This window comes from Bacillus sp. A260 (assembly GCF_009861435.1).
GTDB lineage: Bacteria > Bacillota > Bacilli > Bacillales > Bacillaceae_G > Bacillus_A > Bacillus_A cereus.
The window spans coordinates 4850968-4862658 of sequence record NZ_CP046398.1; the positions used below are offsets into that span (position 1 = coordinate 4850968).

Genomic DNA, 11691 nt, shown 5'->3' on the forward strand with positions numbered 1-11691 from the left:
TAGGATGTCAGGTCTTTTCTCTTATTATTTTACACCTACTGCATCATAAGCTTTCGTTACAGCTTGTACAGCTTTAGAGTTTTTACCATATAAATCTTCAGCTGACTGAAGAGCAGCTTGACGCATCATTTTGAAGTCAGAATTTGCAGTTAAATATTTCGTAAGAGCACGGTAGTAAATTTTTTCTGTCGCTTCACGGCCCACACCAGTTACTTTCACGCCGTAATGATCTCCGCCTTCAGATACTAAATATGCAGCTTTATTGTTAATACTGCTGTTAATATGAACACCGCCATTATCAGCTGTTCCAGTATAACGTTTACTATAGTGATCTGGGTAACCTTCACTTGGTTTTAATGGATTTGGAATAGACGCTGGGTCTTTAAGAGAGCGAAGTGCATCACCAGGTTTATCAGGTGTATAAATATCAGCACCTAAATCCCAGCTCTTCTTCTCAACCATAACACCCATAATATCAGATAACGATTCATTTAACGCCCCTGACTCATTTTTGTAAACAAGGTTTGCTGTATGTTCAGTTACAGCATGCGTTAATTCGTGACCGATAACATCAAGTCCAGCAGATAATGGAATGAACGTTTTTCCATCGCCATCACCATACATCATTTGCACACCATTCCAAGCTGCGTTATTCCAGCTCTCCCCTACGTGAACAGTTGAAATAAGTTTCGCACCTTTATCATCGAAAGAGTTACGATTAAATGTCTTTTTGTAGTAATCATATACTTTTCCTGCATTTACATGCGCATCAACTGCAGCTTTATCTTCGAAGAACTTAGATTTACTTTCAACTTCTTCTCCTGTATATCCAAGCCATTGTGAGAATAAATTAAACCAGTTCTCGTCCATATTTTCTGCATCAAATGTATGAACACCTTGTCCTCGTTTACCATCAAACAAGTTGAATTGTCCTGTTTTCGTATCTTGAGCAATTTCAAATGATTGTCTAGCACCTAATACTCCGTAACCAAATCCAGTAATGTTATCTACAGCGTTATATTTCTCAATAACATTTCCATTCGTTGCATCAACAAAATAATGCCAATACCCTGGAGCTGGTTTTGAAATCGATGCCTTAACTAAGTATGCAAGGTAGTAATTACCGTCTTTTTCATATACAAATAAATCTTTTTTCACACCATCATAACTCTTTACTTTACCAATTTCTTTCTCAATATCTGCCTTTGCAATTGTTTCTGCTTGTTCCGCAGTAATGCTTGCAGCTGCAGGAATATTTTTATCATCTAAATTCGGAATAACTTGTCCGAAGAATGCTTTTACATTATTCTCTTTATCAAGTGTAACAGTTTGATCAGAACCGTACACAGGAATGTTATTATGTTTCTCAACTAGCTTCACGTGTGTCGTATCAGATTCAGCGTCTTTTTCTTCCCCAACGATATTAAAATGCTTTTCAATATTTCCTGCTAATTTAAACATATCTTTCTTACTCTCTAAGTATTGAAAGACTGTCTCTTTTTTATCTAGTCCTTCCGGTGCTTTCCATTCTTCACCTATGTATGCAGGTGTTTTAAATTCTTGATGATATTGAATTTTTTGTTCTTCCGCTTTCGTTGTCGTTGCCCCAAACGCTCCAAATCCCCCGGCGATAACAGTTAACGCTAATGCTGATGAAATGACTTGCTTTTTCACTATAACATTCCCCATTCCCATAAAGATTTTTGACACTTTTATACAATTCTTATTTTCCCAGCCGATACCTCTACCAAAAATTTGAGAAACATTTTTCAGACAATTCCAATCAAAAAAAGAGGACATCTATCGGATGTCCTCTTTTCTATAAACCTTTTATTGTTTTTTCAATTCAATTGCTAAATAGTGTGATTGCTCTTTCGCTTGAATGTGAATATCTTCTTCTACAGATTCTGCTGCATCCCGCATAACAAACGTTTCACCATTTATTACACTGCTTCCTTCAATTTGTACAAGGTACAATTGACGGCCTTCTTTCACTGGAAAATGAATTTCTTTTCCAGCCTCTAATGATAAAGAATATAAATTCGCATCTTGGTGAATTTGAATTGGTGCATTTCCTTCTACTGAAGATACCATATGGAACCATTCATCTTCACGCTTGCTCCAATCAAATTTAAACTCACCATAGTTTGGTTTATGATCTGCGCGGTCTGGTAAAATCCAAATTTGTAATAAACGCAGCGTTTCATCGCCTAAATTATGCTCGCTATGAAATACACCCGTGCCAGCACTCATATATTGAACATGTCCACGCTCAATTGTTCCGCGATTTCCCATGCTGTCTTCATGTGTTAAAGCACCATCTACAACGTAAGAAATAATCTCCATATCACGGTGCGGATGCATATCAAAACCAGTTTGCGCCGCTACTAGATCATCATTAATAACACGTAACGCTCCGAAGTTCATGTTATTTGGATTGTAGTAATTGGCAAAAGAAAAATGAAAATGTGTATTTAACCAACCATGATTTGCTCTGCCCATATTTTTATGATCAACTTTTCTAAACATATCCTTCACCTCATACTATCTCGAATTCGAGATTTATTTTAAAATTTTTTCTTACTGTAACTTTTTTAATAGTGTTAATAACTGCTTTTGTTCCTCTATATTTAAATTATGAAACTTCTCTGCTTGGAACGTTTCTTGAGGTGGGACGATTTCCTCATATAAAGCTCTTCCCTTTTCTGTTAAAGAAATATATTTCGTAGTACCCTCTTGTTCACGCAAAATCCACTCAAGCTGCTCCATTTTATTTAAAAGCTGCGTTACATTTCCTTTCGTAACAAATAGCTTATTTCCAAGTTCTTGCTGCGTTAAACGATTATGTCCTCCAACTTGAGCTAACACATCAAACTGGGCGGCAGATATATTCCATTTTTTCAAATGCTGATTCGTCTCACGAATACTCTTATTATAAAAGCGTGACAAACGAAACCATAATAGTAGCCCTAGTCTATCTTCTGTTTTCATTTCATCACCTCGCTCGTTTCATATCATTAGTTTAGAACTAAACTTATTAAAAGTCAAATACTTATTTTTTATAAGCACAAAAAGCACAGCGCTATTTCTCCACTATGCTTTACATTAACTTTCTACTCTTATATTCATCCAATTTCCTCTCCGCGAACTTCCTCGCATCTTTTTCAATCCACCGCTCTTCGTACCGTTCACTTCCCACATACAATATATCTCTCTTATGCTGCATCGCATGGCGGAATTCATGCAGTAGCGTTTTGAGAACTTGATCATACTCTTCCCACATACAAACGAAAATTAATTGCTTTTCTTTATGATAAAAACCACCTACCGGGAATAGGAACTCTTCTTCCTCTTCCCCTAATGATAGAAGCACATCATTTGCATCACACGTATCACAAAAAATAACGGGCGTTTTACATACTCCAATAAGAGAAAACAAATCCTCTCTCAACTTTTTGACATCCCAAGGAAGCTCCGAATCCAACACATACCAATTCTCTACCTGTTGATATACATTTTGAAACTGGAGTTCCATTTCTCTTTATTCCCCTTTCCAAGCACCCTTTTTCTATATGTATGCCACAATATGGTAAATATTAAACGTATTCTTTCATCCTTGAAAAAATGCCAATAAAAAAGGAATCTACGTCGACATAGATTCCTTTTCTGTAATCACTTTTTTTTCATCATTTTTTTTAATACAAAATAACCAATTGCACAAACAATAGCAGCAAATGCAAAGTATTTCACATATGGCCCCGCAACTTTATTAATACTTTCCCACTCTGTTCCTAATTTAAAACCTAAATATACAAACACAATTGACCACGGAATAACAGCTAATGTAGTTAGCGTAATAAACTTAGCATGTGACATTTTCGCAATACCCGCTGGTATCGAAATAGCATGCCGCACAACCGGAATAAAACGTGCGGTAAAGATAACGCCAGTTCCATAACGATTAAACCAATCTTCAGCATAATCAATATGTTTCTTCTGAATTAAAATATATTTTCCATATCGCTCAAGAACAGGTCTTCCTCCATATCGACCAATCCAATAAATGAATAGTTGTGCAATTACACCACCAATTGTACCGAACGCGACAGCGCCCCAAAATGTAATGCTTCCTGTTGATACTAAATAACCTGCATAAGACAATACGATTTCACTTGGAATAACCTCTAGCATTAATCCAAGCATAATTCCCCAATAACCAAGTCCTTCTAAAAAAACTAAAACCGAATGGATCAACTCTCCTAACATCATGTACCTCTCTTTACTGTTTTCATTACAAAAATGAAAGTACAAGCAGGAAATATCTTGTACTTTTATTTTTTAAAATTTAGTTTAGTTAGTCTTCGTATCCCACTTAAAGATTTTATTTAAGAATTTATATACATTCTTCGACTCTTTTGTCAAAAGTGGGCCTAAAATGGATAGTATAAGCACGTATAGTGCTGAGAATGGTTTCAGTACTGACATTAAACCACCGGCGATACCGATATTAGCCATAATGATGGAGAACTCTCCTCTTGAAACGATTGTTAATCCGATATTTGTTGATGCTTTATGAGATAATCCAGCTTGTCTTCCTGCAATCATTCCTGCTACAAAGTTACCGATTATCGTAAGAAGGACAGCACCTAACGTTAACCATATCGCTCCGCCTAATGAGAACGGATCAATACTTAACCCGAAGCTGAAGAAGAAAATAGCTCCGAAAAAGTCTCTAAATGGAACAACAAGATGTTCAATTCGGTCACTATGCTCTGTCTCAGAGAAAACTAATCCTAGAAGAAGTGCTCCAATTGCTTCTGCAACGTGAATTGTTTCTGAAAAACCAGCAATGAAGAATAATGAAGCAAATACTACAATAATAAAGATTTCATCTGAGCTAATATTGAGCAATTTATTTAATAACGGCGTAGCCTTTCTAGCTACTATAAAGAATAGAAGCATATATCCTAAAGCAATTCCAATTGAAGTAAGGGCACCTAAGAAGGAAGCGTGATCCCCTAGTACTAAACCAGAAACAACTGATAGGTATACAGCAAGGAATATATCTTCAAACATAATAATTCCTAAAATTAATTCGGTTTCATTATTACCAGTTCTTCTTAAGTCCACTAACACTTTAGCAACGATAGCGCTAGAAGAAATCGTAATAATACCCGCAATAATTAAGATTTCTAGTAATGGGAATCCCATTATAAATCCGTATAACAAACCAAGTGAAAAGTTAATTAAAATATAAATCGTTCCGCCAATCGCAATAGAGCGTCCAGATTTAATTAGTTTTTTCATTGAAAATTCTAATCCTAGATAGAATAGAAGGAATAGAACCCCAATCCGTCCAAGGAAGGAAATTACACTTGCACTTTCAATAAATTTGAGATCGATAACACCTATTGTCGGTGCATGCGGTCCTACTAACATTCCAAGAACGATTAGAAAAGGAATTACTGAGAATTTAAATTTTCCAGCAATTACTGCTGCAATTGCCACTAAAACTAAAGCTGTACCAACTTCAAAAATTAACGTATCCATCTAATCAGTCCCCCCTATTTGAAAGTAATTCATTAATGATTTTTTTAATTTCTTCTCTCTCACCTGAAACTACAAGCATATCTCCTTCTTCAATTACTGTTTCTGGTCCTGGATTAAATAGCTTCTTCATGTTCTTCTTCATAACCGCGATTATTGTTACGCTATATGTTTTTCTTATTTCAAGATCGCCAATTGTTTTTCCGATTGCTGGAGCTGTATTCTCCACTTTGAACCACTCAATCGCTAAACCTTCAAAAACCATCTCAACATTTTCTAACGCCCTAGGCTTATATACCATTCCACCTAATATTGCAGCGATTTGTCTCGCCTCTGAGTCACGTAGTGAAATACTTGAGATGCTTTCTTCATGATCTGAATCAAAATGATACATTTCTCTACGACCATCATCATGAATGACAATTACCATCTTTTCGTTACCTTTCGTAACGATTTGAAACTTATAACCAATACCTGGAAGTTCACTTTCTCTAATATTCATTTTTAGCTCCTCCATAACTTGTTTATTTTAATTTTCTGTTTTTCTGTCTTTTATTCATCCAATCAACTTTAGAAATTCTAACCACTCAGGATATTTGTGATTTGGAAATCTTTTATTGTAATAATAAGTGGACCCTAAAAAGATACTTAAAGATGTAATGATAAAAAATATATTACTTCTCATTTTCAAACTCTCAAGACTTACTTTCCATAAAGAATCTTCTTTCAAATTATCCCCACCTTCTCGCTTTAAATTTAGTTTTTTAAAATGTAAATAATTCTAAAAATATTACGATGTAACATAATCATAACACAAAAATGATTTAAGTAACATAATTTTTTAGAAAAATTGATTCTCGTATATTTTTTGCATATAATTTTCTTATTACGAAAAAAAGGAAGTGTATTATATGGTTGATATCTTTAGCAGATTCCTTGAGGTAACGAATAATATTTTATGGTCATATATTCTTATTGCAATGCTAATCGGCTTCGGTCTTTACTTCTCTTTTAAATTAAAATTTGTCCAAATTACTCATTTCAGTGAGATGGTCAGCTTAATTAGTAAAGGGTTTAATCGAAAAGAAAAAAAGAAAGATAGCATCTCACCATTCCAAGCATTTTGCTTAAGTGCAGCAGCACGTATCGGTATCGGAAACTTAGCTGGTGTAGCATTAGCAATTTCAATGGGTGGACCTGGCGCAATATTTTGGATGTGGTTTATCGCAATTATCGGAGCAGCTACTAGTTTTGTAGAATGTACACTTGCGCAAATTTATAAAGTAAAAGATGGAAGTAGGTTCCGTGGTGGACCAGCATATTACATGGAAAAAGGGTTAAACAAACGCTGGATGGGCGTCTGGTTTTCACTTCTTATTACCGTTGCGTACGGATTAATTTTCAATTCAGTGCAAGCAAATACAGTAACAATAGCGTTTGAAAATGCTTTTGGACTAGAGCGAACAATCGTAGGAGCTCTATTAGCCTTATTAGTTGCAGTTATTATTTTTGGTGGCATTAAGAGCATTTCACGTATTACAGAAATGATTGTTCCGCCAATGGCAATCGTTTATATCGGCGTGGCTATTTTTGTCGTTATTAACAACTTCAGTATGTTACCAAGCATTTTCATGGAAATCTTTAACGGTGCATTCGGTTTAGACCAAGCCATCGCTGGTGGTATTGGAGCAGCAATCAAGTTCGGAATTCAGCGCGGTTTATTCGCTACGGAAGCAGGAATGGGTAGCTCTCCTAATGCAGCCGCAACATCTGATGTATCTCACCCTGTAAAACAAGGGCTTGTTCAAGCATTAGGCGTTTTCGTAGATACATTCTTAGTATGTACATCAACAGCATTTATCGTATTATGTTCTGGACTTTACAAAGGATCAAATTTAGAAGGTATCGAATTAACACAAAACGCATTAAGTTCACAAATTGGACCGTGGGCAAGCACTTTCTTAGCGATTATTATTTTCCTATTCGCTTTCAGTTCACTTCTAGGAAACTACTATTATGGTGAAACAAATATCGCATTCATTAAAGAAAGTAAAACATGGTTAATGATTTATCGTGTTGCAGTTGTCGGAATGGTATTCTTCGGATCAATCGCTGCTCTTAAAACAGTTTGGAGTTTAGCTGATTTATTCATGGGACTAATGGTATTCACAAACTTAATTGCCATCTCATTCCTTAGCAAATTTGCTTACGCTGCATTAGTAGACTATTTGAAGCAAAAGAAACAAGGAAAAGATCCTGTCTTCGTTGCAAACTCTATCCCTGGCTTAAAAAATACAGAGTGCTGGGATGGGCAGGATGTAGAAGAAAAACAAAAGGCCGTTTAACAAATAAAAGCGGAAGTGGCTCGTTCAGAACAGGAGGGTGTTGGAACTCCTGATTACGAGGCGCTTTTTGCCTCGAATGAAGGAGTGAAACAACCGACTGTTCTAGCCGCTGGAGCTGGATATCATTTAAAGCGGAAGTGGCTCATTCAGAACCGCAGGACACTTCAAGCTCTCGACCTTGAAGCGCTTTTTGCTTCGAGCGAGAGAGCGAAATGACCGGAGATTCTAGCCGCTGGAGCTGGATATTAATTAAAAGCGGAGGTGACTTGCTCAGAACAGGAGGGCATTGGAGCTCCTGACGAAGAGGCGTTCTTTGCCTCACAGGAAGGCGCGAAATGACTGACTGGTCTAGTCACCGGAGCTGGATATCACTAAAAGCACAAGCGGCTCGTTTAGAACAAGAGCCATATCTCAAACAAAGGCCCTATTACTTCACCGTAATAGGGCCTTTTATTTACAACAGTTCATAATTTGTTCAAATTAATTCCAGCAAAAGGGTTGATTTATAGAGATTACTAGATTATAATGATTATAAATTAGTAATTGATATCACATAACAACTCAAAAGGAGATTGATCATAATGAACAAACAAGTAATCGAAGTATTAAACAAACAAGTAGCAGACTGGAGCGTTTTATTCACAAAACTTCACAACTTCCATTGGTACGTAAAAGGACCTCAATTCTTCACATTACACGAGAAATTCGAAGAACTTTACACAGAATCAGCTACTCACATCGATGAAATTGCAGAACGTATTTTAGCAATTGGCGGCAAACCAGTAGCAACAATGAAAGAATACTTAGAACTATCTTCTATTCAAGAAGCAGCATACGGAGAAACTGCAGAAGGGATGGTCGAAGCAATCATGAAAGACTACGAAATGATGCTAGTCGAACTGAAAAAAGGCATGGAAATCGCTCAAGACTCTGACGATGAAATGACATCTGACCTACTACTAGGCATCTACACAGAACTAGAAAAACACGCTTGGATGCTACGTGCGTTCTTGAATCAATAATAATTAAAAGCGGAAGCGGCTCGCTCAGAATCGCAGGGCATTGGAGCTCTCGACCTTGAAGCGCTTTTTGCTTCGAGCGAGAGAGCGAAATGACCGGAGATTCTAGCCGCTGGAGCTGGATATTACTTTAAAGCGGAAGCGGCTCGTTCAGAACAGGAGGGTGTTGGAACTCCTGATTACGAGGCGCTTTTTGCCTCGAATGAAGGAGTGAAACAACCGACTGTTCTAGCCGCTGGAGCTGGATATCATTTAAAAGCGGAAGCGGCTCGTTTAGAGTCGCTTTTTTATGTAATGGTCGCACTTAACGGTACACGAAATTATATCAACGATTTTTCAAATATATCGATCATAACTCGCAATATATCAACGATTTTTTCATTATATCGATCATTACCCGCAATATATCAACGATTTGACAAAGTATATCAATTTGCCGACAAATCACGACAATATCAGCGCCCCTCTCCCCTACTTTTATCAATATATTACAATCTCATCTATGTTAAAATATAGAAAACACCCTTTAGCTTTTCCAAATTCATCATTTACTACTTAAATGACGGGAGTGGTTCAGTTGAAAGACTACTTAATTAGAGCATTTTTTGCGTTAATAACAGTTGGGATTCTCTTACTTATAGCTAATATTTTCAATATACGTGTCGAGGTTAAGGACTATGCTTTCCTCGTTGTCGTAGCAATTGGTGGCGGCTGGGGTGGCTGGTACCTGTATAAAAAACAAAGCAATCAAAATGATAAAGGCATTCCAAAGTAATATGGAATGCCTCTTTTATTGCCTTCTGTAATAAATAATGAAATTCAGACCACTAATACAACCAATCGCAATAAACATACAAAACGATTGTGGATCTCCACCTAGATTATACTCATCAACGATAAATCCGGACATAAACAACGTTATCGCTGAAACACCGATACACAATACCGAGATAAACCAAAGCGAAAATTCATTAATCAACTCTTTCTTCTGTCTCAAAACAATTAGCATAGCAAGAATAGACGCTGCTAAAATACTTTTAAAAACCGGACGTAAATATACGAACTCCTCCATCTATTTCTCCTTTCCCAAAACATTACATCTAAACATTAATATATTTAACTAAATTAAAAACACATGCCATCTTAAATTAAAACGACATGTGTTTCCGTGTTTCCGTATTTGCTATGATAGTTGCTTCCACTTCGTTCCCAAAACAGGACGCTCATAATTTTGGATTGCATGAATTAGTTTATCTGCTGTCTCAGCTGAAACGATCAATTCTTTATTTGATGAATTCATAAATCCTTCTTCTGCTGCACGTTCAACCATTTGCAAAATTGGTCCGTAAAAACCTTTTATGTTTAATAAACCAACCGGCTTATTATGTATACCAATTTGTGACCAACATACAACTTCAAATAGTTCTTCAAACGTTCCGTATCCGCCTGGAAGCGCAATAAAAGCATCTGCAAGCTCTGCCATTTTCGCTTTACGTTCATGCATCGTCTCTACTTCAATTAATTCTGTTAATCCTGTATGCACAATTTCTCCTCGGAATAGACCGCGCGGCATAACACCTGTTACACGTCCACCTAAACGAAGAACTTCGTTTGCTACTTCTCCCATTAATCCAACGCATGAACCACCGTATACAAGCTCATACTCGTTCTCAACAAACATTTTACCTAACTGAATTGCCTGCTCTTTGAATTCTGGTCTCTCCCCTAAATTAGAACCTGCAAACACACAAATCTTTCTCATTCCTACACCCCGAAACTATATATTGTTATGATACAATTGACATTGTACAACATATTGAGGAGATGAGGAAGAAATGGATATCGTTGCATTTCAAAGATGGGTTGAGGAATTTTACGAAAAACGAAGCTGGTCACAGTATAATGCCTTTATTCGCTTAAATTTCTTAACCGAGGAAGTTGGGGAAGTTTCACGAGTCGTTCGTGCTATTGAAATTGGCCGCGATCGCCCTGATGAAGATGCGAAAACAGAAGAAGAGCTAAAACAAGAACTAAAAGAAGAACTTGGCGATGTACTATCTAACCTTATTATTCTTTCGCAAAAATATGATTTAGACTTACAAGACATTATGGACGCACACGTCGCAAAGCTTTCAAAAAGGTTCGAAGTATCTAAATGAGAATATTATCAATTATGGTATAATATTCTTGTCACAATACTAAGGGGGATTTTATGTTATCAAAAAAATTGCACGACGCATTAAATGAACAAATGAACTTTGAATTTTACTCTGCCCATGCTTATATGGCAATGGCTGCTTACTGTACAGCTGAGAGCTATGATGGATTCGCTAACTTTTTCCTTGTACAAGCTGAAGAAGAACGTTTCCACGCAATGAAGCTTTACAACTATATTAATGACCGCGGAGAGCGCGCTATTATTACTGGATTTGATAATCCGAATAACGAATACGAATCTGTATTAAACGCTTTTGAAGTCGCACTTGAGCACGAGCGTGAAGTAACGAAACGTATTTACAACTTATCTGATATCGCTTGGGACGAGCGTGAACATGCAACAATTACATTCTTAAAATGGTTCGTTGACGAACAAGTTGAAGAAGAAGCTTCATTCGATAGCATCATTCAAAAATTAAAACGTATTACAAGCGATTCAAACGCACTGTTTATGCTAGATGCTGAATTAGAGAAACGTACATTTACGCCTCCAGCTGAGTAATATTTCAATCACCTTAATACATGTATTAAGGTGATTTTTTTGTTTGCTCTCTATCTTAAAA

The 11691-nt window shown here is 36.6% G+C and carries 14 protein-coding genes; 5 read left to right on the forward strand and 9 right to left on the reverse strand.

Annotated features, from left to right (window positions below; all coding sequences use genetic code 11):
* Positions 1–24: 24 nt before the first annotated feature.
* The 7 genes from nprB to GD442_RS24775 form a co-directional block, all read right to left on the reverse strand.
* On the reverse strand, positions 25–1674 hold the full coding sequence (nprB, locus tag GD442_RS24745; protein ID WP_000745123.1) for a neutral protease NprB: 1650 nt from the start codon (positions 1672–1674) through the stop codon (positions 25–27).
* Positions 1675–1830: 156 nt separating this feature from the next.
* On the reverse strand, positions 1831–2529 hold the full coding sequence (locus GD442_RS24750) for a pirin family protein (RefSeq protein ID WP_000488927.1): 699 nt from the start codon (positions 2527–2529) through the stop codon (positions 1831–1833).
* A gap of 51 nt (positions 2530–2580) precedes the next feature.
* Positions 2581–2991: a MarR family winged helix-turn-helix transcriptional regulator gene (locus GD442_RS24755; protein ID WP_000845467.1), complete on the reverse strand. Its 411-nt coding sequence runs from the start codon at positions 2989–2991 to the stop codon at positions 2581–2583.
* Positions 2992–3100: 109 nt separating this feature from the next.
* Positions 3101–3535, reverse strand: a complete 435-nt coding sequence (locus GD442_RS24760; protein WP_000422806.1) for a DUF3920 family protein — start codon at positions 3533–3535, stop codon at positions 3101–3103.
* 137 nt (positions 3536–3672) lie between these two features.
* Positions 3673–4266 carry an undecaprenyl phosphate transporter UptA gene (gene uptA, locus GD442_RS24765; RefSeq protein ID WP_140348585.1) on the reverse strand — a complete coding sequence of 198 codons (594 nt, stop codon included), beginning with the start codon at positions 4264–4266 and terminating at the stop codon, positions 3673–3675.
* Between the two features lie 84 nt (positions 4267–4350).
* Positions 4351–5550 carry a cation:proton antiporter gene (locus GD442_RS24770; protein WP_000380223.1) on the reverse strand — a complete coding sequence of 400 codons (1200 nt, stop codon included), beginning with the start codon at positions 5548–5550 and terminating at the stop codon, positions 4351–4353.
* A gap of 4 nt (positions 5551–5554) precedes the next feature.
* The gene (locus GD442_RS24775; protein ID WP_001026075.1) at positions 5555–6049 is read right to left on the reverse strand and encodes a cation:proton antiporter regulatory subunit; all 495 of its coding nucleotides are present in this window, start codon (positions 6047–6049) and stop codon (positions 5555–5557) included.
* A gap of 409 nt (positions 6050–6458) precedes the next feature.
* Here GD442_RS24775 and GD442_RS24780 point away from each other — a divergent pair, with 409 nt between their 5' ends.
* The 3 genes from GD442_RS24780 to GD442_RS24790 all read left to right on the forward strand — a co-directional run bounded on the left by GD442_RS24780 (position 6459) and on the right by GD442_RS24790 (position 9686).
* Positions 6459–7892, forward strand: a complete 1434-nt coding sequence (locus GD442_RS24780; RefSeq protein ID WP_000227591.1) for an alanine/glycine:cation symporter family protein — start codon at positions 6459–6461, stop codon at positions 7890–7892.
* Positions 7893–8473: 581 nt separating this feature from the next.
* Positions 8474–8914 (forward strand): Dps family protein, encoded by a 441-nt coding sequence (locus GD442_RS24785; protein WP_001041895.1) that lies wholly within the window; start codon positions 8474–8476, stop codon positions 8912–8914.
* 574 nt (positions 8915–9488) lie between these two features.
* Positions 9489–9686 (forward strand): hypothetical protein, encoded by a 198-nt coding sequence (locus tag GD442_RS24790; RefSeq protein WP_000656312.1) that lies wholly within the window; start codon positions 9489–9491, stop codon positions 9684–9686.
* A 15-nt stretch (positions 9687–9701) separates the two neighbouring features.
* Here the strand turns inward: GD442_RS24790 and GD442_RS24795 are convergent, their stop codons facing one another.
* A complete protein-coding gene (locus GD442_RS24795; protein ID WP_000390902.1) occupies positions 9702–9983 on the reverse strand; it encodes a hypothetical protein in 282 nt (93 codons plus the stop codon).
* A gap of 111 nt (positions 9984–10094) precedes the next feature.
* Complete coding sequence (locus GD442_RS24800; protein WP_001225758.1) at positions 10095–10673, reverse strand: LOG family protein; 579 nt, start codon at positions 10671–10673, stop codon at positions 10095–10097.
* 73 nt (positions 10674–10746) lie between these two features.
* Here GD442_RS24800 and GD442_RS24805 point away from each other — a divergent pair, with 73 nt between their 5' ends.
* Both GD442_RS24805 and GD442_RS24810 read left to right on the forward strand, forming a co-directional pair.
* Positions 10747–11070 carry a MazG nucleotide pyrophosphohydrolase domain-containing protein gene (locus tag GD442_RS24805; protein ID WP_000355744.1) on the forward strand — a complete coding sequence of 108 codons (324 nt, stop codon included), beginning with the start codon at positions 10747–10749 and terminating at the stop codon, positions 11068–11070.
* Positions 11071–11123: 53 nt separating this feature from the next.
* Positions 11124–11630, forward strand: coding sequence for a ferritin (locus GD442_RS24810; protein WP_000949403.1), 507 nt, complete (start codon positions 11124–11126; stop codon positions 11628–11630).
* Positions 11631–11691 lie beyond the last annotated feature (61 nt).